The following is a 23,154-nucleotide window of genomic DNA, read 5'->3' on the forward strand; positions in this document are numbered from 1 at the left end:
CCGACGGGGAAAAAGGAAAAAATCGCGCCTGTCGGCGGAGCTGGCAAAGGACGTGGGGCATTTGCAGCAGGGCCGAGACCACGGGTGCTGCCTTTGCGGACGTTGGTGGAACAATCTCCTGCGGCAGGGACGCGGCCTGCGTGCGGGGCTTCCTTGGCAAGGGCACAGGGGGTTGCTAACTGTTTGCGGCAAACAGGAAGGCTGCCCATGTCGCTTGTCATCTCGCATCTTGCCCGACGCTTCGGCGCGACCCAGGTCCTTCGCGGCATCGACCTGACGGTCGATCAGGGCGAACTGATCGCGCTGCTGGGGCCGTCGGGTTCGGGCAAGACAACGCTTCTGCGCATCATCGCGGGCCTGGACTGGCCGGATGCCGGCGGGCTGTCCTTCGACGGCGCGGACTGGCTGGCGAAGTCGGCGGCCGAACGCCGCATCGGCTTCGTGTTCCAGCATTATGCCCTGTTCCCGCACATGACCGTCCGCGACAACATCGCCTTCGGCCTGTCCGTCCTGCCGCGCAGCGACCGCCCCGCCAAGGCGCAGATCGCGTCGACCGTGGACGGGCTGCTGTCCTTCCTGCAGATCGAAGGCCTTGCCGACCGTTACCCCGCCGAATTGTCGGGCGGGCAGCGCCAGCGGGTTGCCTTGGGCCGCGCGATGGCGATCAACCCGCGCGTCCTGCTGCTGGACGAGCCTTTCGGGGCGCTTGACGCCCAGGTCCGCCGCGACCTGCGCCGCTGGCTGCGCGGCGTCCACGACAGCGCCGGCACGACCTCGATCTTCGTCACACATGACCAGGAAGAGGCCTTCGAACTGGCCGACCGCGTGGTGGTGATGAACGGCGGCGTGATCGAACAGACCGGCCACCCCGACGAGATCTATGACCATCCCGCCACGCCCTTCGTCGCCCGCTTCCTGGGCCTGACGGTCGAGGTTCCGGTGACAATGCGGGCGGGCCGCGCGCAGGCGGCGGGCCTTGACCTGTCCGCCCTGCCCCGCCGCGCCATGGCCGATGGACCGGCCACGCTTTTCCTGCGCCCCGCCGACATCCTGCCGGTGCCCGATCCGCAAGCGCCCTTCCGCGTGACCGAGATCGCCTCGACCGGGGCGCTGCTGCGTGTCGTGGCGCAGGACGATGCCGGCTGCCGGATCGAGGCCGAAGTGCCGCGCCGCGAGGGCCGCGATTTGCGGAAAGGCCAGCCCGTCGCCCTGCGCCCTGCCGCGGGACAGATTTTTCCCGGCGGCCCGCAAACCGCCGCCGTCCCGATCCAGACCCCGATGACCCTCAAGGAGGCCCGCCCGTGAAGACCCGCCTGACCACCGCCCTTGCCCTTGTGCTGGGCCTCGCATCGCCCGCAGCCGCGCAGGATGCGATCCTGAACGTGTCCTATGACATCGCACGTGAGCTCTTCGCCGAACTGAACCCCGTCTTTGCCCAGAAATGGCAGGAACAGACCGGCCGCACCGTCAGCATCGACCAGTCGCATGGCGGATCGTCCAAGCAGGCCCGCGCCATTCTGGAAGGGCTGCCCGCCGATGTGGTCACCTTCAACCAGGTCACCGACATCGACGTGCTGGCCGAAGGCGGGCTGGTGGATGAAAACTGGCGCGACGCCTTTCCGAATCAGGCCTCGCCCTATTACTCGCTGCCTGCCTTCCTGGTGCGCGAAGGCAACCCCAAGGGGATCGACGACTGGGACGACCTGGCGCAGGAGGGCGTGCAGGTTATCTTCCCGAACCCCAAGACCAGCGGCAACGCGCGATATACCTATCTGGCGGCCTATGCCTATGCGCTTGACAAGAACAACGGCGACCAGGCTGCCGCGCAGGAGTTCGTGAAGAAGATCTTCGCCAATGTCCCGGTCTTCGACCAGGGCGGGCGCGCGGCCACCGCGACATTCGCCGAACGCGGCCTGGGTGACGTGCTGATCACCTTCGAGGCGGAAACCGGCGGCATCGCCCAGCAATATGCGGATGCCAAGCTGGAACGCGTCACGCCCTCGCTGTCGCTGCTGGCCGAGTTCCCGGTCGCCGTCGTGACCGAGAATGCCGAGGACAAGGGCAGCGCCGAAGTTTCGAAGGCTTATCTGGACTTCCTTTATTCGCCTGACGCGCAGCGCATCCTGGCCCAGAATTTCAACCGCGTGCATGACGAGGCGATCAGCGCCGAATATGCCGCGAACTTCCCCGAAGTGAAGCTGGTCACGGTCGAGGATGTCTTCGGAGGCTGGGACAAGGTGCAGGAAGAACATTTCGCGGAAGGCGGGATTCTCGATTCCGTGTTCGTGAACCAATGAGCGTTGCGGCGGTCATCGACGCACCCGCCGGGCGGCAAAGGCGGGTCCTGCCCGGCTTTGGCCTGACCATGGGCGTGACGCTGACCTATGTCGGCATCATCGTCCTGCTGCCCGTCATCGCCCTGTTCCTGAAGGGGGCCGAGATCGGCCCCGTTCGGTTCTGGGAAATCGTGACCGCCCCCCGCACCCTTGCCGCGCTGCGGCTGACCGTCGCCGCCGCCGCCCTGGCAACTGCGTTCAATGCCCTCTACGGGTTGTTGATGGCCTGGGTGCTGGTCCGTTACCGCTTTCCCGGCCGCAGGCTGCTGGACGCGATGATGGACATTCCCTTTGCCCTGCCGACCGCCGTCGCGGGGCTTGCTTTGACCGCCCTGTTTTCCCAGAACGGCTGGTATGGGCAATTGCTGGCCCCTGCCGGTGTCTCGGTCGTCTACACGATCTGGGGCGTGGCGATCGCCATGTCCTTCACCTCGATCCCCTTTGTCGTCCGCACCGTGCAGCCGATCCTCGAGGATCTGGATCCTGGCCTGGAGGAAGCCGCAAGGACGCTGGGCGCCTCGCCCTTCCAGATCTTTGCCAAGGTGATCTTTCCGGCGATCCTGCCCGCCTTCCTGATTGGCACGACCATCGGCTTTGCCCGGTCCCTGGGCGAGTTCGGCGCTGTGATCTTCATCGCCGGCAACCTGCCCATGAAGACCGAGATCGCCTCGCTTCTGGCCGTGATCCGGCTTGAGGAATACGACTACAACGGTGCCGCCGCGATCGCCCTGACGCTGGTGGCCATAGCCCTGGTGCTGCTGGTCCTGTCCAACTGGCTGCAATCGCGCCTGACCCGGCGGAGGGTTCCCGCATGACGCCCGCGACCGCCCCCGCAGCGCTTGCGCCCCGTCCCGACCGCCGCGCCCAGTGGCTGCTGGTGGGGCTGGCCGTCGCACTGACCATGTTCATCGTCGTGGTGCCGCTGATCTATATCTTCTGGCGCGCCCTGTCCGAGGGGCTTGGCGTCTTCGCCCAGAACATCCTGGCCCCCGACACGCTGCACGCGATCTGGCTGACCTCGGTCGTGGCGGTCATCACGCTGCCGGTCAACCTGGCTATCGGCATCGCCGCCGCCTGGCTGATTGCCCGCTTTACCTTTCCCGGCCGCAAGCTGCTGCTGACGATCATCGAATTGCCCTTCTCGATCTCTCCGATCATCGCGGGCGTCTGCTACCTGCTGCTCTACGGGCGCCAGGGGCTGCTGGGGCCGGTGCTGGCAGCCGGCGACGTCAAGATCCTGTTCGCGCTGCCGGGCATCGTGATGGTGACGCTGTTCGTGACAAGCCCCTTTGTCGCGCGCGAAGTCCTGCCCCTGATGCAGGCGCAGGGGTCGGAACAGGAACAGGCTGCGTTGACGCTTGGCGCCTCGGGCTGGCAGATCTTCCGGCTGGTGACGCTGCCAAACATCCGCTGGGCCCTGCTATACGGCGCGGTGCTGGCGACGGCGCGCGCGGTGGGCGAATTCGGCGCGGTCTCGGTGGTGTCGGGCGCGATCCGGGGGCAGACCAACACCCTGCCCCTGCAGATCGAGCTTCTGTTCAACGACCTCAACACCGTCGGCGCCTTTGCCGCCGCGACGACGCTGACGCTGATCGCCCTGATGGTGCTGGTCGTGAAGACGGTGATCGAGGGGCGGACCCGCTGATCAGCGGCGAAAGTCGGCGGGCCTGATGCCATGCCGTGCAAGCTTGTCATAGAAGGTCTTGCGCGGCAGTTGCAGGCGGCCCATCGCGGCGGTGGCATTGCCCCCCTCGATCCGCAAGGCGTCGCGGATCAGTTCGGCTTCATAGGTGGCGACCAGATCGGAGAGGCCGGGCCGATCCGCGGTTCCGGTGGCGTCGAATGGCGTGACACCCACCGCCTGGCTTTCGGCCAGGCCGCGCAGTTCCGGCAGGTTTCCGGGCCAGCCATGCCCCGCCAGCCGCGCCCTGACCGCCCCCGTCATCGGCGGCGCGGGCCGATCCAGCCGGGCGCAGGCCGCCAACAGGAAATGCCGGTAAAGCGCAGGAATATCCTCGCGCCGTTCCGCCAGCGAGGGGACGGCCAGGATCGTGCCGGACAGGCGATAGAACAGCCGGGCGTCGAAATGCCCATCCCCCGCCAGCCGCAGCGGATCCGTGGCCGTCGAGGCCAGCAACTGCACGTCCATCGCGCGTGGCGCTGCGGCGCCCGCGGGCCAGAACTCGCCCGCTTCCAGGATCGCCGCCAACCGCGCCTGCATCCCCGGCGACAGCGCGTCCACGCGGTCAAGAAACAGCACGCCCCGCTGCGCCCGTTCCAACTGGCCGGTCTGGCGGGTGCCGCGCGGGCCGGGCGTCTCGCTGCCCAGAAGGTCCGCCTCGAACCGCGCGTCATCCATCGCGTCGCAGGCCAGATGCACGAAGCTGCGGGCACGGCGCGGGCCGCGGCGGTGGATCGCGCGCGCCACGACCAGCTTGCCCGCCCCGTCCGGCCCGGTCAGCAGCGCGCTGCCCCCAGCTTCGGCCACCCTGTCCAGGGCCGCCCGCAGATGGATCATCACCTCGCTGCCGCCTGCCAGTTCGGGAAAATCATCGGCCGCGTCATGGCGGACCTGCCGCAGGTCGCGGTTCTCCAGCACGAGCTGGCGGGCCGAACAGGCGCGGTTCAGCGCAGCCAGCAGCACGTCGCGGCCCACTGGCTTTGTGAGGAAATCATAGGCCCCCGCCTTCAGCGCGGCAACCGCCATCGGCACGTCGCCATGGCCGGTCAGAAGGATGACCGGCAGATCGGGGTCAATCTTGTGCAAATGCTCGAAGAACTGGAAGCCGTCCATCCCCGGCATCCGGACGTCGGACAGCACCACGCCCGGATAGTCGCGGGTGATGCCCTTCAGCGCCTGTGCCGCCTGGGCATAGTCCTCGACCTGCCAGCCCGCCATCTGCAAGGTCTGCACCTGTGCTGCGCGCAGGTCGTCGTCATCGTCGACAAGGCGAACCAGCCGGGTCATGCGGCTTTCCTCAGCGTCAGGCGGAAGGTCGCACCCTGGCCCGAGACGGGATCGTCCGCCGAAAGCTCTCCTCCGAAATCGCGGGCGATATCCCGAGAGATCACAAGCCCCAATCCCAAGCCCTGCGCCTTGCCCGTCGCGAAGGGCGCGAACAACTGCGCCATCTGGCCCGGCTGAAGGCCCGGGCCGTTGTCGGTGACGGTCAGCACCACCCGGTCCCCTCGGTGTTCAAGGCCGATGCGGATCCAGGGATCCGCCACGTCTTCCTGCGCTTCAAAGGCATTGGTCAGCAGGTTCACCAGGATCTGCTCGACCCGGACCTGTTCGCCTACCACGGCCAGCCCCGGGGGGATGTCAGGCAGGCGCACAGGAATGTCGCTAGCCTTGCGGCGGCTGGCGGTCAGCATCAGCGATGTCTCGATCACGTCGCGCAGGGCGACCGCCCCGACCTGTCCCGTGGCCTTGCGGGCAAAGCCGCGCAACTGGTCGGTGATCTGGCCGATCCGGTCGGTCATCCGGGTGATCCGGGCCAGGTTGTCCCCCGCCGGACCGCCGGGATCCATCGCCTGCCCGTTTTCGGCCAGCAGGCGGATCGTGGCCAGGGGCTGGTTGATCTCGTGTGCGACGCCGGCGGTGATCTGGCCCATCGTCGCCAGCTTGTTGGCCTGGACAAGATCGGCCTGCATCTGCGACAGCCGCAATTGGGCCGCCTGGCGTTCGCGGATCTCCTCGGACAGGTCGCGGGTGCGTTCGGCTACGGCTTGTTCCAGTTCGGCACGATAGGCACGATCGGCGGCGGCCTTGCGGACGGCCCGGCCGCGCGACCGGCGGGCCTGTTCCGCCAGGGCGATGAGCAGGGCCATCGCCAGGCCCGCCGCGCCCGCGGCATAGGCCGCCGTCTGGCTTGCGTCGCGCATGGGCACCTGCATCGTGACATGCCAGGACGTGCCGCGCACTGGCAGGACAATGGGCAGGCTTCCCTCGGCAACCGGGGGCCGAGGCTTGAAGCGGTTCTGCCGCTGGGTCGTGATGATGACGCGGCCGTCAGCCTCGGTCACGTGCGTGGCGTTGGGGCTTCGCGACCAGGCGGCCTCAAGCGCCTCGAACTCGACCTTGACGACCACCACGCCCAGCAGGTCATCGCCGTCCCGCACGTCATGGGACAGATAAAGCCCAGGCTTGCCGCTGACCGTGCCCAGGGCGAATTCCATCGCGGTGGGCTGGACAAGCGCGCCGCGGAAATATTCGCGGAAGCTGTAGTCGTGCCCGACGAAGCTGTCGGGCTGGTCCCAGTTGGATGCCGCGATGGTGTAGCCGTCCCCGCGCATCAGGTAGATGACCGCGCTTTGCGTCTCGGACCGCAGCCGTTCCAGCTTGGCCGAAACCTCGTCCCGCGACTGCTGGGTTCCGGCACGCAGAGCGTCCTTGACGCGGTCGTCATCGGCCAGGATCGCAACCACTGCGCGCTGCCGGTCCAGCATGCTTTCCAGCGTCAGCGCCCGCGACTGCGCAGCGGCCAGCCCTTCGTTTCGCAGCCCTTCAAGAGCACCGGCGCGGACCCCCCAATAGGTGGCCAGGGGAACCACGACCAGCAAAGCCAGGGCCGCGACGGCCAGAAGCCAGCCCGCCACGCGCGGCACCGCCTGCGAATCGCGGGCTGGCGGCGCGATGTCGTTGATCTGCTGCACGCGACACATTCCCGCCAAGTGTTTCGACTTTCACACTAGCAGCTTTGGCCTGTGCGGAAAACCACACACATTTACAGGCTCTGCGGGCGAAAACAGCCATGATTTCAGCGCATTGCAGCCATGCTGCAAGTTTTTCGGGCTGCGCTGCCGTGGGCTTAGGATGACCGTCATCGCAGTGACATACACCACAAGGTTGGAGGAGACCTTCCGTGCAGCTGGACACATCCGCCCATCCCGTCGCCCATGAGAAGCGCCCGTTCTATCGCCACCTGTATTTCCAGGTGATCATCGCCATCGCGGCGGGCGCCCTGCTGGGCCATTTCTATCCCCAGACAGGCGAGGCGCTGAAGCCCCTGGGGGACGGCTTCATCAAGCTGGTCAAGATGATCATCGCGCCGGTGATCTTCCTGACGATCGTGACCGGCCTGGCCGGCATGGGATCGCTGCGGGGCGTCGGTTCCGTGGTGGGCAAGGCCTTCGCCTATTTCCTGACCTTCTCGACCCTGGCGCTGATCGTGGGCCTGATCGTCGCGAACGTCATCCAGCCCGGCGCGGGCATGAACATCGATCCCGCCAGCCTGGATGCATCGACCGTCACCGGCTATGCCGAGAAAGCCCATGAAACGTCGCTGACCGGCTTCGTGATGGATGTGATTCCCACCACGCTGGTGTCGGCCTTCGTGGAAGGCAACATCCTGCAGGTCCTGTTCGTGGCGATCCTGTTCGGCATCGGCCTGATCATGGTCGGCGAAAAGGGCAAGCCAATCCTGAACGTCCTGGAATCGGCCAGCTACGCGATCTTCCGCGTCGTGGACATCCTGATGAAGGCCGCCCCCATCGGTGCCTTTGGTGCCTTCGCCTTTACCATCGGCAAATACGGCATCGCCTCCATCGCGAACCTGGCGATGCTGGTGGGGACGTTCTACCTGACCTCGGCCATGTTCGTGATCGTGATCCTGGGTGCGGTGTGCATGGCCAACGGCTTCTCGATCTTCAAGCTGATCTCGTATCTGAAGGCGGAAATCCTGCTGGTTCTGGGCACCTCGTCGTCGGAAAGCGCGCTGCCTTCGCTGATGGAGAAGATGGAGAAGGCGGGCTGCGCCCGTCCGGTGGTGGGCCTGGTGGTTCCGACCGGCTACAGCTTCAACCTTGACGGCACCAACATCTACATGACGCTGGCCGCGCTGTTCATCGCCCAGGCCACAAACACCGACCTGTCGCTACAACAGCAGGTGCTGCTGCTGCTGGTCGCGATGCTGTCGTCCAAGGGTGCTGCGGGCGTCACCGGTGCGGGCTTCATCACCCTGGCCGCCACCCTGTCCGTCGTGCCGACCGTTCCGGTCGCGGGCATGGCGCTGATCCTGGGCGTCGACCGCTTCATGTCGGAATGCCGGTCGATCACCAACTTCATCGGCAACGCGGTCGCAACCGTGGTCGTGAGCCGCTGGCACGGCGCCCTTGACCGCGAGGCCTTCGACGCCGCCCTTGGCGGACGAGAGCCAGAGGGTCTGGACGTCCCGGTCGCAGGCCTGACCCTGGCCCCCGCGGGCCTGCAGCTGGGCGAACGCAACGCGGACTGATCCAGCCGACACATCAAGATCAAGGGCACCGCAGCGATGCGGTGCCCTTTTTCCATGTCGTCAGACCAAGATGTCGGTCGGGTTCGGCTCGCCTTCGTCCTGGATCGCTTGCAGGTTTGCCGCCATGCGACGGATCGAGGGGGCAAAGCCTTCCGCATCCAGGCCGCTGATATGCGGGGTCAGGACGACGTTATCCAGCGCCAGCAGCGGGTTGTCGGGCTGGATCGGCTCCACCGAGAAAACGTCGATGCCTGCGCCGCGCAGCCTGCCTGCGCGCAGGGCCTGGGCCAGGTCAGGTTCGACCAGGACGCCACCCCGGGCCGCGTTGATCAGGATCGCACCGGGCTTCATCAGCGCCAGCCGGTCGCGGTCGATCAGGTTGCGGGTGCTGTCGTTCAGATCGCAGTTCAGCGTGACCACGTCGGCCGAGGCTAGCAGCTCCTCCAGCGGGGCGTGGGACGCGTGCAGTTCGGCTTCCTGGGCCGCTGACAGCGGGGTGCGCTTGGCATAAAGGATCCGGCAGCCGAACCCTGCCAGCAGCCGGGCAAGCGCCTGCCCGATATGCCCCATGCCGACGATGCCCACCGTCTTGCCCGACAGGGTCGTGCAACTGGCGCTGACCTGCCCCTTGGGCCAGCCGCCGTCGCGGATCCCGACATGGCCGCGCACGATGTTCCGGTTGACGGCCAGGATCAGGCCCAGCGTCGTTTCCGCCACTGCCACCGCATTGATGCCCGTGGTGCGGAAGACGCGCACCCCGTGCAGCCGCGCCGCATCCAGGTCGATCCCGTCATAGCCCACGCCCCATTTGTGGACCGCCCGCAGCCCCGGCACCGCCATCATCGGCGCCGTGACCGGCGCGTCGCCGGTGATCGCGAAATCGGCGCCGCGCAGCGCGGCGATCTGGTCCGCCGGATCCCGCGAAGCCGCCGCGACCAACGTCCAGCCCTGGGGCAAATGCGGACGGATGCGGTCCAGCCGTTCGGGGGCCGCGGGGTCAAGAAGAACAACCTTGGTCATGGAATCCTCAGATCACGAAACGGATACCGGGACGTGCCAGTCCGCCGCCCTGGGCGATGACGGTGCCGTCGGCGCGCCAGCAGGCTGCGCCCGTCATGACGCCGTCGGGCGCGAAGGCGATGGCATTCATGCCGCCGCCGATGGTCTTGACCAGCCGCACGTCGTGCCCGCGCGCACGCATCGTGCCGGCCTGTGCGGCATAGGCCGGTTCCAGTTCCAGATGATGCCCCTCGGTCCAAAGTCGCGGTGCCTCGACCGCCTGTTGCAGGGTCATTCCATGGTCGATCAGGTTCACGATCGCCTGCATGGCCGAGGGGAAGATCCGCACCCCGCCGGGCAGGCCAAGCCCAAAGGCCGGCTGGCCGTCCCGCAGCACGATCATCGGCGCCATCGAGGTCGGCACCCGCTTGCCCGGCGCGACCGACAGGGCCAGCCCGGGCCGCGGGTCGTAGTTCAGCATGTAGTTGTTCGGGATGATCCCCGTCCCCGGCACCATGAAGCAGGCGCCCCACAGCCCGTTGATCGTATGGGTCGCGCTGACGATGTTGCCATCCGCGTCGGCCACGGTGACATGGGTGGTGTCGCGGCTTTCATAGGGCATCCGCTGCCGGGCGTAGTCCTTGGACGTGAAGCGGTCCACCGGCACATCCACGAAGTCCGGATCGCCCGAGGCCTGACGCCGATCCTCGAAGGCCAGGGCAACGGCCCGGGTCATCAAATCCATCGTGTCAGGATTGCCGAAGCCCATGCCGCGCAGGTCGTAGGGTTCCAGCATGTTCAGCATCTGGACGACATGAACGCCCGACGACGCGGGCGGCGGCGGTCCTGCGATGGTGTGGCCGCGATAGGTCCCGAAGATTGCCTGCCGCTGAACGGCGCGGGCCGCCGTCAGGTCGTCCAGCGTGACATGGCCGCCGCCTGCCGCCAGCCTGTCCGCCAAGGCGCGGCCCAGATCGCCACCATGCAGGGCAGCGTCGCCCTGGGACTGGATCAGGCGCAGGCTTTCGGCGTAATCGCCCATGACCAGCCGCGCGCCCGGTTGCAGCGGTGTTCCGCCGGGCAGGAAGACGCGCGCCATTTCGGGATCCGCCGCCAGGTCGTCGCGGTGTTCCAGGATCGCGCCATGCAGATAAGGGCTGACGGCGAAGCCACGGGCGGCGGCGCGGATTGCGGGCTCGACGACATCGGCCCAGGGCAGCCGCCCGTATCGCCGCTGCATCAGGAACCAGCCGCGAAGGTTGCCGGGTACCGCCACCGCCGAGGGTCCGACACGGTTCCGCCGCCCCTCGGTCTCCATATAGGCGTCGGGCTTGTCGGATACGGGGGTGAACATGTCGGGTCGCGCGCCCTGCCCGGCCGCCGACAGCGCGTCGATCACCACATGGCGCCCGTCCGCCAGCCGCAGATGCGCGATGCCGCCGCCCGCGATGCCGACCATCATCGGCTCGACGACCGTCAGCGTCAGCAGCGCGGCTACAGCGGCGTCCACGGCGTTGCCGCCTATGGCCAGCACCTCGGACCCGGCCGTCGCGCCAAGCGGCGCATTCGCGACCACCACCCCCCGCGAGCCGGAGGCGGGGCTTTTCTCGCAGGTGAAGGAAAGGGTCATACCGGGGTTCCGCTGTTCACGGCCAGCTTGGCCGCTGCGGATGGCGGGATCAAGCCCGCGCATCCTCCAGCATCATCCGCGCGGCCTTCTCGGCGATCATCATCACCGGGGCGTTCGTGTTGCCGCTGGTGATCGTCGGCATGATCGAGGCATCCGCGATCCGCAACCGCCCCAACGCCCGCATCCGCAGCCGGGTGTCCACGACGGCGCCGTCATCCGTGCCCATCCGGCAGGTGCCGACGGGGTGGAAGATGGTGGTGCCCACCGCGCCTGCCGCCTTGACCAGGTCGTCGTCGGTCTGGAAGGCGATGCCGGGCACATGTTCGCTGGGGTCATAGCGGGTGAAGGCCGGTTGCGCGGCAATCTTGCGGGTCAGGCGGATGGCCCGCACCGCCACGTCCCGGTCGCCGGGGGTCGATAGGTAATTCGGCCGGATCGCCGGATGCGCGCGGAAATCGGGGCCGGTTACATGGACCGAGCCGCGGCTTTCCGGGCGCAGGTTGCAGACGCTGGCGGTCATGGCCGGGAACGGGTGGACCGGATCGCCGAACTTGTCCAGGCTGACCGGCTGGACGTGGAATTCCAGGTCCGCCGTCGCCTTGTCGGGACGGGATTTCGCGAAGATGCCAAGCTGGCTGGGCGCCATAGACATGGGTCCCGACCGCTTCAGCAGGTATTCAAGCCCGATTGACGCCCTGCCCATCAGGCGCGATGCCTTCTCGTTCAGCGTCGGCACGCCCCGCACCTTGTAGACCAGCCGCAGTTGCAGGTGGTCCTGAAGGTTCTCGCCCAGCGACGGCACCTCGACCTGCGGGGCGATGCCTGCTGCCTGAAGAACCTCTCCCTGTCCGATCCCCGAGTTTTCAAGGATCTGGACCGATCCGATGGCCCCTGCGGACAGGACCGTCTCGCGCGCGGCGCGGACCTGCTGGCGGCGGCCCTGGTGATGGAAGACGACGCCCTGCACCTCGCCCCCCTCGATGACCAGGCGCTCGACCTCGGCGCCGGTCAGGACGCGCAGGTTGGGGCGCTTGAGGACGGGGCGCAGGAAGGCCTTGGCCGCGCTCCACCGCCAGCCGGCGCGTTGGGTCACGTCGAAATAGCCGCTGCCCTCGTTGTCGCCCCGGTTGAAGTCGGTCGTGCGCGGGATGCCCGCCTGTTCCGCAGCCTCCATGAAGGCGTCAAGGACGGCCCAACGCACGCGCGCGGTTTCCACCCGCAATTCGCCGCCGGCGCCATGGGCGTCGTCGGCGCCGCGATAGAAATCCTCTTGCGCCTTGAACAGCGGCAGGATGTCGTCCCAGCCCCAGCCGGTGCAGCCAAGCTGGCGCCAGTGGTCGTAATCGGCCGCCTGCCCGCGCATGTAGATCATGCCGTTGATCGACGAACATCCCCCCAGCACGCGCCCGCGCGGATACAGCAGCGACCGCCCGTTCAGCCCTGCCTCGGCCTGGGTCTTGAAGCCCCAATCGGTGCGCGGATTGCCGATGCAGTAGAGATAGCCGACCGGGATGTGGATCCAGTGGTAATTGTCGCGGCCCCCCGCCTCCAGCAGCAGGACACGGGCCTTGGGATCGGCGGACAGGCGGTTGGCAAGCACGCATCCGGCGCTGCCCGCGCCGATGACGATATAGTCGTAGCTTTCCATGGCAATCTCCGAAGGACGGCCCCGCATGGGGGCCGTCGGGGATCAGCTTTCGGACCGGAAGCCCAGCCTGCGGCCCAGTTTCGAGGCGAAGAACTCTCCGATCAGGCCGCGCCGGAAGACCAGCACGCAGACCATGAAGACGACCCCCGTGATGATCGTCACCGGAAAGTCGGAGGTGGCGAGGTAGTTCTGCAGCGTCACCACCAGTCCAGCGCCCACCACAGGTCCGGCCAGGGTGCCGATGCCGCCCAGAAGCGTCATCAGGATCACCTCGCCCGACATCTGCCAGGCCACGTCCGTCAGCGTGGCGAACTGGAAGATCAGCGCCTTGACGCCCCCCGCCAGACCGGCAAGGGCTGCCGACATGACGAATGCCCCCAGCTTGTAGCGGCTGACCGAATAGCCCAGCGAGATCGCGCGCTGTTCGTTTTCCCGGATCGACTTGAGGATCATCCCGAAGGGCGAATTAACGAAGCGCCAGATGATCAGCATTCCCAGGATGAACACGGCCAGGACGAAGTAATACATGGTCATCGGCTGGCTCAGGTCGAAGATGCCGAACAGGGTGCCGCGCGGCACCGACTGGATGCCGTCCTCGCCATGGGTGAAGCCCGCCTGCAGGCAGAAGAAGAAGAACATCTGCGACAGGGCCAGGGTGATCATGGCGAAATAGATGCCCTGGCGGCGGATGGCGATGGCGCCCATGACCAGGCCCAGGGCGGCGGCGCCCAGGACGCCCAGCAGGATTCCGGCCTCGGGCGGCCAGCCCCAGACCTTGACCGCATGGGCCGTGAAATAGGCCGCGCCGCCGAAGAAGGTCGCATGGCCGAAGGACAGAAGGCCCGTATATCCCAGCAGCAGGTTGAAGGCTGCGGCAAACAGCCCGAAGGCCAGCAGCTTCATCAGGAAGATCGGATACAGGAACTGCGGCGCCAGCAGCAGCCCGGCCAGGATGACCGCCAGCAGCGCAAGCTGGATGGTCCCCGCTTTCGGGTGGATGGCGATATGTTCAGAGGCGATGGGTTCGGACTTGCCGGACATGTCAGGCATCCTTTCCGAAAAGGCCCGCGGGCCGCAGGATCAAGACGATCGCCATGATGACGAAGATCACGATGTTGGACGCTTCGGGGTAGAAGACCTTGGTCAATCCCTCGACAACGCCCAGCATATAGCCGGTGATGATCGCCCCGAGGATGGACCCCATGCCGCCAACCACCACGACCGCAAAGACGATGATGATCAGGTTCGACCCCATCAGCGGGCTGACCTGATAGACCGGCGCAGCCAGCACGCCCGCGAATGCCGCAAGCCCCGCGCCAAGCGCATAGGTCAGCGTCAGCAGCAAGGGCACGTTCACGCCGAAGCTTTGCACGAGGGTCGGGTTTTCCGTGGCCGCCCGCAGATAGGCGCCCAGCTTCGTCTTCTCGATCATGAACCAGACGGCAAGGCAGGCGATCAGCGAGGCGATCACGACCCAGCCACGATAGATCGGCAGGAACATGAAGCCCAGGTTCACGGCCCCGGTCAGCGCCGCCGGTGCCGCATAGGGCATTCCCGACGCGCCGTAGAAATACCGGAACGTCCCCTCGATCGCCAGGGCCAGGCCAAAGGTGAACAAGAGGCCATACAGGTGGTCCAGCTGATACAGCCGCGACAGCATGGTGCGTTCGATGATCGCGCCGAACAGGCCCACGATCAGCGGCGCCGCGATCAGCGCCAGCCAATAGTTGACGCCGCCCACCGTCAGCAGCAGCAGCGCCGTGAAGGCACCCAGCATGTATTGCGCGCCATGCGCGAAGTTGATCACGCGCAGCAGGCCGAAGATGACGGCCAGGCCCAGCGACAGCAGCGCATAGAATGATCCGTTGATCAGCCCGACCAGAAGCTGGCCCATCAGGGCGGCAACGGGAATTCCGAAGATCATGGTCATGTCACACCCCCAGTTCCCGATGCAGCAGGTCCATCTGGTTCGGCAGGTCCGATACCGGAAACTCGGCGGTCATCGTGCCATGGTCCATCAGGTAGAAGCGGTCCGCGACCTTGGCGGCGAAGCGGAAGTTCTGTTCCACCAGCACCACGGTCATGCCGCGCTGTTTCAATTGGCGCAGGACATCGCCGATGGCATTGATGATGACCGGGGCCAGCCCCTCGGTCGGCTCGTCCAGCAACAGGCACCGCGCCCCCGTCCGCAGGATGCGCGCCATGGCCAGCATCTGCTGTTCGCCGCCCGACAGCTTTGTCCCGGGGCTGTTCCTGCGTTCCTGCAGGTTCGGGAACAAGTCATAGATCTCGGCCACCGACATGCCGCCATCGGCGACCTTGGGCGGCAGCATCAGGTTTTCCTCGACCGACAGGGTCGCGAAGATGCCGCGTTCCTCGGGGACGAAGCCCAGGCCGGCGCGGGCGGTCTTGTGCAGCGGCACGGACATCATGTCCTGGCCCGCGAAGGTGATGCGGCCCGTGCGCTTGCGCAGGATGCCCATGATCGTGCGCAGGGTCGTGGTCTTTCCCATGCCGTTGCGGCCCAGGATGCAGATCATCTCGCCTTCGTTGACGTGCAGGTCCACGCCGTGCAGCACATGGCTTTCGCCATACCAGGCCTGAAGCCCGGCAGTTTCCAGAAGCGGAGCCGCCATCATTCGGTTCCCATATAGGCGGTGCGGACGCGCGGATCGGCCGAGACGGTGGCATAGTCGCCCGTCGCGATGATCTCGCCTCGTTGCAGCACCGTGACGTGGTGGCAGATATCGGCGACCACGTTCAGGTTATGCTCGACCATCAGCACGGCACGGGACTGCGCCACGTCGCGGATGATCTCGGCCACCATGCGGACATCTTCCTGACCCATGCCGGCCATTGGTTCGTCCAGCAGCAGCACCTCTGGCTCCAGTGCCAGGGTGGTGGCGATCTCCAGCACGCGCTTGCGGCCATAGGACAGGTCGGCGGCACGGTGGTCGCGATAGGGCGTCAGGCCCAGGTGGTCGATCAGTTGATCGGCGCGGGCGTTTAGCCGGTCCAGCGAGGACAGCGGCTTCCAGAACTGGACAGCCAGCCCGGCCGGGCGCTGAAGCGCGACCTTGACGTTCTCGCGAACCGTCAGATGCGGGAAAACGGCCGAGATCTGGAAGGACCGCACCAACCCCATCCGCGCCACCTTGTCGGGCTTGGTCTGGGTGATGTCCTGGCCCAGCAGCGTGATCTTGCCGCGCGTGGGTTGCAGGAACTTGGTCAGCAGGTTGAAGACCGTGGTCTTGCCCGCGCCGTTGGGGCCGATCAGCGCGTGGATGCGCGCATGTTCCACGTCCAGGTCGACATCGTTGACGGCGGTGAAGCCGGCGAAATCCTTGCCGAGACCGCGGGCGGAAAGCACCACCCGCGGTTCGGTTTGCGTCATGGCAGGCGCAACATTCATCGTCGTGCCTTACTGGGTGACAAGCGGGCAGCCGCTTTCGGCCGGATCAAGATAGGCCTCGTCGCCCGGAATGGTGGCCAGGACGTTGTAATAGTCCCATTCCTCGGTGATGTCGGCGGGGGCCTTCACCTCCATCAGGTAGACGTCCTTGATCAGGCGGCCATTGGCACCGACCTTGCCGTCCTGGGCGAAGACGTCGTTGACCGGCAGTTCATGCAGCTTGGCGGCGACGGCCTCGGTTTCGTCCGTCCCGGCAGCCTCGATCGCCTTCAGATAGGACATGACCGTGGAATAGGTGCCCGCATGGATCATGTTCGGCATCGACCCGGTGCGTTCGAAGAAGCGGCGGCCGAATTCCTCGGACTGGGCATCGCGCTTCCAGTAGAAGCTTTCGGTCAGATTCAGGCCCTGCGCGGCCTCGGCCCCCAGGCCATGGACATCGGCCAGCGTGAACAGCAGCGCAGCCAGCTTCTGCCCGCCTTGGGTGATGCCGAATTCGGCGGCCTGCTTGATGGCGTTCTGCGTGTCGGCCCCGGCATTGGCCAGCCCGACCACCTTCGCACCCGAGGCCTGCGCCTGCAGCAGGAAGGACGAGAAATCCGTCGTCGCCAGCGGATGGCGCACCGACCCGGCGATCGTTCCGCCGTTTTCCGAGACGAAGCTGCCGGTCTGTTCCTCCAGCGAATAGCCGAAAGCATAATCAGCAGTCAGGAAAAACCAGCTGTCGCCACCTTCACGCACCAGGGCGCCGCCGGTGCCCACGGCCAGGGCGTGGGTGTCATAGGCCCAGTGGAAGCCATAGGGCGAGCATTGCGCGCCGGTCAGTTCCGTCGTCGCCGCGCCCGTGGTCATGGTGACCTTTTTCTTCTCGTTCGACAGCGCCTGAACGGCCAACGCCACCGAGGACGTGGTCAGTTCCATGATGCTGTCCACCTGTTCGGTGTCATACCACTGGCGGGCGATGTTCGACGCGATGTCGGGCTTGTTCTGGTGGTCGGCGGTCACGACCTCGATCGGCGCATCCAGAACGGTCCCGCCGAAATCCTCGACCGCCATCAAGGCGGCTTCATAGGAATTCTTGCCGCCGAAATCCGAATAAACGCCCGACTGGTCGTTCAGGATGCCGATCTTGACGATGCCGTCAGAAATCTCGGCCACGGCAGGGGCAGCCATCAGGCCGACGGACGCGGCCGACAACAACAGTTTACGCATTCAACCTCCCTTGGGCATACCCTTTGGCGCTGCGTGCAGATGCCGCAGGCCGGGATGATGTCCTGTCCATAATGACGGCGGCCTCTCCTCAAGCCGACGTTGGACGAAAGGATGACCTCAAAGTCACTTTGACACAAGCGTTCAATGCAGTCTAATTTCGTTCAGGTTCTGCACAGAAACGAACAATGCCGCTTAGTTGGGACGATCTTCAGTTCTTCCTCGCCGTCTCGCGCGAAGGGCAACTATCCCGGGCCGCGCGGGTGCTGGGCACATCCCATGTCACCGTATCCCGCCGGATCGACAGGCTGGAAAAGGCGCTGAACACGCGGCTGTTCGAACGCAACCCCCGCGGCTACGAGCCGACACCGGCCGGACGCCGCCTGATCGAGACGGCCGAACGGATGGAGGAGGCGGCGGACGACATTCCCGTGAAACAGGGCGCCGCGTCGCGCCAGGCTGGACCCTTGCGGCTGGCGGTGCCAGAAGGCTTTGCCAGCCTGTTTTCCACGCATCTCTGGCCGGACTTCATCGGCCGGTTCCCGCATATCTCGCTGGAACTGATCACCATGCCGCAGATCCTGTCGCTGTCGCGGCGCGAGGCCGATATGACGGTGACGCTGGACCCGATCTCCAGCGGGCCCTATCGGTCGGAACGGCTGGCAAACTATACCCTGCATCTTTACGCGACCGACGCCTATCTGGCGATGAACCCGCCCGTCACGCAGCGCGAGGACCTGCGCCAGCACCGCATCATCGGCTATATCGAGGAGATGATCTTCGCACCGGGCCTGGACTATCTGGGCGAGGTGCTGCCGCGCATCCGCGCCTCGATCAAAAGCTCAAGCGTCTTCAATCAATTAGCGGCAGTTCGCAATAACCTGGGGATTGCGGTCCTGCCGCATTACATCGCGATCAAGTATCCGGAATTGCGGATCATCCTTCCCCAGGAAGTAACGCTGACCCGCAGCTATTGGCTGACCTGCCACCGCGACGTGCGGGCGATGCGCCGGGAACGTGCCGTGATCGGTTTTCTGACCGACAGCCTGCGGGCTAGGATGTCGGATCTGGTGCGGCCTGCCTAACGGATGCCTTGATCGGCTTGCCACCACAGGAAACTGGCGATCCCGGAAGAACAGCCTTTTTTGATCGCAAACAAACCGTTGTATCGGAAATAGCTGCTCTTGCCGCTCATAATTTTTCAATGACTTACGGGAGGTGTTGGAAACCGCTGCAAGGCTCGTGTGAGCCGTTAGACTGGCTGAAGACAAGGCCTCATGCACCGCAGAAACGGCCGTTTGATTAAGCCTTAGAGGAAATCATGACGCAAAACCTTCTAGACCTTCTCGCCCAGATCGAACGGGCCGAAGCGGAAGCGGCCCGCCTGCGCCGTGAAATCGCGCAAGGGCCGTGCAGGGAATACGGACACGATTGGCAATTACATGGCGGGGCAAATGCCGGATGCGGCGATGACTGCGCCTGTTCTGTCCCTGTCCATGTCTGCACCAAATGCGGCGATTGCGACTATGGCGACAACGCCGAAGCCCGCGACATTCGGGCGTCCTGCACCGACCTCGCAGACTAGCCCGGCAGACGTTTTCAAACGGTCAGTTGACTGCAACATCAATTGCCTGGCCTGTAGCCCGGTCCTGGCACCGATCCATCATCCTGCGCCACCTGCAGCCACTCTGCGCCTTTCCTGCCGCACTCGCTGCATCTAGCGCGCGGCAGGATCCAATCCCTGTGCCGCCATGGCCCCTCAGGCAGCGTCACGGTCCCACGGTGGCCGCAAGAACAGGAGATGGTGACACGTTGCGCAGGCATAAGGCCCAAGCTAGCAGGCCCGCCGCGACCCGCAAAGATAAAGGCCCACCTGGCAGGGTGGGCCTTCTGCAGTTCCGTGGTGAACAAAGGTTAAGGGAAACGCTCGAGATGAACAACCCGGAGCCCTAAACGCGGCTGCCTCGGCGCCGTCGAAACGACCAGCGACGCCGGTAGTACCGAGGCTTGCGCCTCACCGTGGCTGCACTTCTGCATCAATGAGCGGTAGCACCATCCCGGACGCCCGTGCCCGCAATGCCCCTTCGACGATGGTAGCCAGCCGATCCCTGGTCATCCCACTTTGTGTGACAGCATCGGGACTGCCCGTCTGAACGTACTTGATACCCTCGGATACAAGGTCACCCAGATCGGGGTTCGACGACTTCAGGTATCGCGCCTGGAGCAGATCGATGTTGGCGTTGCCGAAGTTCGTCACGGCTTTCAGGATGGCGTCCCGGTTGAAGTATTCTACCACCTTGATTCGCAGCGTCTTGGCGATCCAGGCAAGGAAGCCGAAGAAGACTGCCACGATGATCTCGCTCAGATAGGCGACAAGGATGCTTTGGCTTTGGTCGATCACGGTGTTGGCGACCGGCGTGATGGTCTGCGCCGCCGCCGGCAGCGCGGCCGCTGCCAGGAAGGCCAGTGCCAGGACCAGCCCTGACCGCCACAGGATCAAAGCCAGGACGACAAGGGCTAGGACAGCAATCGTAAGCAATGCGAGACTAAGCATGGTCAATTTCCTTTCATCCATGCGGGGACATTGAAGCCGGGGCAGGCTTTGGCGGCGTATTCGTTGTGGCCGCTGACTCGCTCGATCTGCGTGCGCGAGCTGATCGCATCAATCATCTGACCGAGGGTGACATCCTGCTGGTGCGTGAAATGCGTGCTGAAGCTGTCGGTCTCGGCCGAGCCGTGGCCGCCGATCAGGCAGATCCCGATCGTGCCGCTGTTCTTGCCGACCGTGTGGGCGCCGATCACCGTCTCTGCCCTGCCGGCGAGAACCTTGCCGTCGCGATCGATGATCCAGTGATAGCCGATGTCGTTCCAGCCATTGGCCAGGTGCCAGCGGCGGATCTCGGCGACCTTCTCTGCGATCGGGCGGCCGGCCATCCAGTCGTGCCGGGTCGCGCTGCAGTGCACGATGATCTCATGCACGGGGTGCCGGGCGGCGCCCTGGTAGATCGTCGCCGTGGTCGAGGGCTTGATCACGCCGGCAGCGGGCTTGCCCGGTGCGCCCTGCCCAAACGCCAACGCGGCGGCGCGGGTCTTCGGCCCATCGAGCCCATCGATCGGGCCCGGTGTGTAGCCAAGCGCGTGCAGCGCGGTCTGGATCGACCGGAAGGCTTCTTTCGTCATGCTCTTCTCCATGAAAAAGCCCGCCGCAGGTGCTGACCTGGGCGGGCGAGATGGCTTGCTGCAAATCCGCACAATGGCTGTGCGAGATTAGTTCTTTTCCGTGCGCGTTAACTGTGGCTAGAAGACCCTCACAGCCGAGCAGCAGTGTTGTTGTTTTACGAGTGTCGCCGCTCGGCTGGAAAACTCCCCTCAGTACCCCGGCATTGGCCCGGTCCTGCCTGTGATGGGCCGGGCGGCGACCTGCCGCATGAATTCGGCGTCTGTCATCGCCACGGCAGCAGCCGGATCTTGGTGGGATGCAGCCAGGCCTTCCAGATCGGCCAATAATGCCGTTCGTCCTCGGGGATCAGCATCTGCCGGCACTTCAGCGCGCAGAAGAACGATGCCGCCTTCATCAGCCCGAAGACGATGTTCGCATAGCGGCCGACATGGTCCGCAAGCCAAGCGGCGGCGTCTGGCGCCCAGAGCCTCAGCAGAGGCATGAATACGTCCCAATAGAGCCCGCGAAGGATGATCGCACCGGCGAGGATCATGAAGCCCGTGGCGAACCACCAGGTGGCACTGCGCAATTCCCGGAAGCTGGCACGAAAGGCCCAGATCACGGCGAGGTAACCGATGGCGTTGATGACAGCGATGATGCCAATGGTCAGTGCCATGTCGATACTTCCTTCTCCAGCTGCTGCACGAGACGCTCGACGGCGGCCACCCGTGCCTTGATGGCGCGCTTTTCCGGAGCGGACTTCTTCAGGTGTTCGCGCATGATTTCCTCGGCCTTGGCCTCGCGTCGACCGTGGCCGGTCAGTTGCCTGATGAGCCGCCCCATCATCGCCGGTCCTCCAATAGCCGGCGCTCGTCCCGGCGGTCCTCGAGCAGTTGCACGGCGCGCCGCATGATCTCGGTATTAGCACTAGTGGTCTTGTTGGTGTCGGTCAGCAGGTCGCGGCTTTCCCTGACCGAGGTCTCAGCCATCGCGAGCATCTTGTCCTGCAGCTCGCTGTTGCGCTTGTACTGGATCCAGTTGAACAGGCCGGAGACGACGATGACGACGCCGGACAATCCGCCGCCCACCTCTTTGATGAAAGACGCTACATCCATCGGAGTGCAGTCCTTAGGCGATGCATTATCATCCCGGTCCTATCGTGCTGTTCGGAGAAGGGTTTCGCGCGCCGGTTGCTGCACGGTGTGCATATTCACGGAGACTCAAGCCCTGTTATGCGCAGATTATTCACGCGGTAGTGATTGATCCCCACTGAGAAGGTTAGTATGAGACTCGGTGGGTTTCTTGCGGCTGCCGGCGGCGGATCATCTGAACGGTATGATGATTGGGTTTTTGAGGGCCGGCTGGAAACGCGTCAAGTATATTACGGATTAGGGCTCTTCGCGATTTTTGGTGGGTCGTTTTGTTGTGAGTGAGATTTTGATCGGCAATAGTAATTTGACTTGGGCGCTGTGTATCGCGACACTCAACCGCATCGACATGTTGGAAAAGTGCATTACTTGTGCGCTAAGCCAGACGCGCCCTCCAAGGGAGATAGTAATTGTTGATGCCAGCGAAGACTGGCAAGCGAACCGCACCCGAATTGCGCATCTAATCGGTGGCCGTGTTCCTCTACAATATCTACCCGCGCCGGAGCGGTCTTCGACTGTTCAGCGAAATACAGCTATTAAAGCGTGCAGTTCGGACATCTGTATGTTGATAGATGACGACAGCCTTATGCACCCGGACTGCGCTGAGATAATCATGCAGGCCTACGAGATAGACGTGGATGGGGAGCTACTTGGCATTGCAGGCGTTGAAGGGCCGTCGCCAATGGATGTGTTGAGCGTTGCTCGAAAGGTCGGTTCGGCTAATCACGGCAGGCTAGCTTCTTTTCGCCAAACGCGCCTTATGCAGTTCCTTTGGCGGGAGCTATTCCTAATGAGCCGTGCAGTGAATTTCGTCCCATACGCGGGGCCTGCTGGTTCACGTTTACCCTCCTGGACTGCGGAACGTGGCCTTGATCTGGCTCCAACACTCCAGCTTCCTGGCTGTCGCATGACAGCGCGCCGCAGCGTGCTGTTGCAGGAGCCGTTTGAGCCGGCGTTCCGCAGTTACTCCCCGGGGGAGGACTTCGACATTTCCTACAGGCTGAGCCGCATAGGCACCATTTGCGTGGCCCGCAATGCCAAGATTTACCACCACGAGATCGCGGCCAGCCGCATCAAGCGCGAACAGGAGACTGTGCTTTCGATCTGCAACGCGGCGTTCCTACTTCGTAAACACAGTCCCAATCTAGGAAGAGATCGCCGCCTCTGGTCGCTTCTGATGTCGCGCCGTCTTTTGGCTGAGGCACTGAAAGATGGCCTATCGCGTCGATGGAAATTGCCGCAGATGCGAGCGGCATGGAGAGCCGCAGCAATCAGCCGGGGCATCCTCAAGCACGCGGATGACGATACTTTGGCAGGCTGCTATATTTCTATCCAACAGGGCATACTAACAAAGCCGACGCCGTCGCATTGACGCG

At 65.0% G+C, this 23,154-nt stretch carries 23 protein-coding genes; 8 read left to right on the plus strand and 15 right to left on the minus strand.

Annotated elements, in window-relative coordinates; translation table 11 throughout:
* The first annotated feature begins 207 nt into the window (after positions 1-207).
* Genes FIU66_RS07045 through cysW form a run of 4 tightly spaced genes read left to right on the plus strand, consistent with a single transcriptional unit; the run spans position 208 to position 3,981 of the window.
* Entirely contained in the window at positions 208-1,305 is a 1,098-nt protein-coding gene (locus tag FIU66_RS07045; protein ID WP_167622033.1) for a sulfate/molybdate ABC transporter ATP-binding protein, read from the plus strand.
* Positions 1,302-2,297 (plus strand): sulfate ABC transporter substrate-binding protein, encoded by a 996-nt coding sequence (locus FIU66_RS07050; protein WP_167622034.1) that lies wholly within the window; start codon positions 1,302-1,304, stop codon positions 2,295-2,297. Before FIU66_RS07045 ends, FIU66_RS07050 begins: the two co-directional genes overlap by 4 nt.
* On the plus strand, positions 2,294-3,151 hold the full coding sequence (gene cysT, locus FIU66_RS07055; RefSeq protein ID WP_167622035.1) for a sulfate ABC transporter permease subunit CysT: 858 nt from the start codon (positions 2,294-2,296) through the stop codon (positions 3,149-3,151). Before FIU66_RS07050 ends, cysT begins: the two co-directional genes overlap by 4 nt.
* Positions 3,148-3,981: a sulfate ABC transporter permease subunit CysW gene (gene cysW, locus FIU66_RS07060; protein ID WP_167622036.1), complete on the plus strand. Its 834-nt coding sequence runs from the start codon at positions 3,148-3,150 to the stop codon at positions 3,979-3,981. The genes cysT and cysW overlap by 4 nt, the downstream gene beginning before the upstream one ends.
* Here cysW and FIU66_RS07065 read toward each other — a convergent pair whose 3' ends face one another.
* A complete protein-coding gene (locus FIU66_RS07065; protein ID WP_167622037.1) occupies positions 3,982-5,304 on the minus strand; it encodes a sigma-54 dependent transcriptional regulator in 1,323 nt (440 codons plus the stop codon).
* Entirely contained in the window at positions 5,301-6,992 is a 1,692-nt protein-coding gene (locus FIU66_RS07070) for an ATP-binding protein (protein ID WP_240544632.1), read from the minus strand. The genes FIU66_RS07065 and FIU66_RS07070 overlap by 4 nt, the downstream gene beginning before the upstream one ends.
* Before the next feature lie 209 nt (positions 6,993-7,201).
* Between FIU66_RS07070 and FIU66_RS07075 the strand changes: the two genes are divergently transcribed.
* Positions 7,202-8,572: a dicarboxylate/amino acid:cation symporter gene (locus tag FIU66_RS07075; RefSeq protein WP_167622039.1), complete on the plus strand. Its 1,371-nt coding sequence runs from the start codon at positions 7,202-7,204 to the stop codon at positions 8,570-8,572.
* A 60-nt stretch (positions 8,573-8,632) separates the two neighbouring features.
* Here FIU66_RS07075 and FIU66_RS07080 read toward each other — a convergent pair whose 3' ends face one another.
* From FIU66_RS07080 to FIU66_RS07115, 8 genes are read right to left on the minus strand one after another with little or no spacing between them, the layout of a single operon-like run.
* On the minus strand, positions 8,633-9,592 hold the full coding sequence (locus FIU66_RS07080) for a 2-hydroxyacid dehydrogenase (protein ID WP_167622040.1): 960 nt from the start codon (positions 9,590-9,592) through the stop codon (positions 8,633-8,635).
* A gap of 7 nt (positions 9,593-9,599) precedes the next feature.
* Positions 9,600-11,201: a gamma-glutamyltransferase gene (ggt, locus tag FIU66_RS07085; RefSeq protein WP_167622041.1), complete on the minus strand. Its 1,602-nt coding sequence runs from the start codon at positions 11,199-11,201 to the stop codon at positions 9,600-9,602.
* 49 nt (positions 11,202-11,250) lie between these two features.
* Positions 11,251-12,849, minus strand: a complete 1,599-nt coding sequence (locus FIU66_RS07090) for a GMC family oxidoreductase (protein WP_167623425.1) — start codon at positions 12,847-12,849, stop codon at positions 11,251-11,253.
* Between the two features lie 42 nt (positions 12,850-12,891).
* Positions 12,892-13,890 carry a branched-chain amino acid ABC transporter permease gene (locus tag FIU66_RS07095; RefSeq protein ID WP_167622042.1) on the minus strand — a complete coding sequence of 333 codons (999 nt, stop codon included), beginning with the start codon at positions 13,888-13,890 and terminating at the stop codon, positions 12,892-12,894.
* Between the two features lies 1 nt (position 13,891).
* Positions 13,892-14,779, minus strand: a complete 888-nt coding sequence (locus FIU66_RS07100; protein ID WP_167622043.1) for a branched-chain amino acid ABC transporter permease — start codon at positions 14,777-14,779, stop codon at positions 13,892-13,894.
* 1 nt (position 14,780) lies between these two features.
* Positions 14,781-15,485 carry an ABC transporter ATP-binding protein gene (locus FIU66_RS07105; protein ID WP_167623426.1) on the minus strand — a complete coding sequence of 235 codons (705 nt, stop codon included), beginning with the start codon at positions 15,483-15,485 and terminating at the stop codon, positions 14,781-14,783.
* Positions 15,485-16,243, minus strand: coding sequence for an ABC transporter ATP-binding protein (locus FIU66_RS07110; RefSeq protein WP_370528905.1), 759 nt, complete (start codon positions 16,241-16,243; stop codon positions 15,485-15,487). Before FIU66_RS07110 ends, FIU66_RS07105 begins: the two co-directional genes overlap by 1 nt.
* A 27-nt stretch (positions 16,244-16,270) precedes the next feature.
* Complete coding sequence (locus FIU66_RS07115) at positions 16,271-17,473, minus strand: ABC transporter substrate-binding protein (protein ID WP_167622045.1); 1,203 nt, start codon at positions 17,471-17,473, stop codon at positions 16,271-16,273.
* Positions 17,474-17,658: 185 nt separating this feature from the next.
* Here FIU66_RS07115 and FIU66_RS07120 point away from each other — a divergent pair, with 185 nt between their 5' ends.
* Together FIU66_RS07120 and FIU66_RS07125 are read left to right on the plus strand one after the other, a co-directional pair.
* On the plus strand, positions 17,659-18,555 hold the full coding sequence (locus FIU66_RS07120; protein WP_167622046.1) for a LysR family transcriptional regulator: 897 nt from the start codon (positions 17,659-17,661) through the stop codon (positions 18,553-18,555).
* A 236-nt stretch (positions 18,556-18,791) separates the two neighbouring features.
* Entirely contained in the window at positions 18,792-19,055 is a 264-nt protein-coding gene (locus FIU66_RS07125; protein ID WP_167622047.1) for a hypothetical protein, read from the plus strand.
* A gap of 429 nt (positions 19,056-19,484) precedes the next feature.
* On the opposite strand, the gene FIU66_RS07130 is transcribed toward FIU66_RS07125, so the two are convergent.
* The 5 genes from FIU66_RS07130 to FIU66_RS07150 form a co-directional block, all read right to left on the minus strand.
* Complete coding sequence (locus FIU66_RS07130; protein ID WP_167622048.1) at positions 19,485-20,045, minus strand: hypothetical protein; 561 nt, start codon at positions 20,043-20,045, stop codon at positions 19,485-19,487.
* On the minus strand, positions 20,027-20,650 hold the full coding sequence (locus FIU66_RS07135) for an N-acetylmuramoyl-L-alanine amidase (protein WP_167622049.1): 624 nt from the start codon (positions 20,648-20,650) through the stop codon (positions 20,027-20,029). Before FIU66_RS07135 ends, FIU66_RS07130 begins: the two co-directional genes overlap by 19 nt.
* 263 nt (positions 20,651-20,913) lie before the next feature.
* Positions 20,914-21,306 carry a hypothetical protein gene (locus FIU66_RS07140; RefSeq protein ID WP_167622050.1) on the minus strand — a complete coding sequence of 131 codons (393 nt, stop codon included), beginning with the start codon at positions 21,304-21,306 and terminating at the stop codon, positions 20,914-20,916.
* Positions 21,297-21,476: a hypothetical protein gene (locus FIU66_RS07145; RefSeq protein WP_167622051.1), complete on the minus strand. Its 180-nt coding sequence runs from the start codon at positions 21,474-21,476 to the stop codon at positions 21,297-21,299. Before FIU66_RS07145 ends, FIU66_RS07140 begins: the two co-directional genes overlap by 10 nt.
* Positions 21,473-21,745, minus strand: coding sequence for a hypothetical protein (locus tag FIU66_RS07150; RefSeq protein ID WP_167622052.1), 273 nt, complete (start codon positions 21,743-21,745; stop codon positions 21,473-21,475). Before FIU66_RS07150 ends, FIU66_RS07145 begins: the two co-directional genes overlap by 4 nt.
* Positions 21,746-22,055: 310 nt before the next feature.
* Between FIU66_RS07150 and FIU66_RS07155 the strand changes: the two genes are divergently transcribed.
* Positions 22,056-23,150: a glycosyltransferase family A protein gene (locus FIU66_RS07155; RefSeq protein WP_255432383.1), complete on the plus strand. Its 1,095-nt coding sequence runs from the start codon at positions 22,056-22,058 to the stop codon at positions 23,148-23,150.
* Positions 23,151-23,154: the final 4 nt, after the last annotated feature.

The sequence above is a fragment of the Paracoccus sp. AK26 genome, assembly GCF_011801365.1.
Classification (GTDB): domain Bacteria; phylum Pseudomonadota; class Alphaproteobacteria; order Rhodobacterales; family Rhodobacteraceae; genus Paracoccus; species Paracoccus aerius.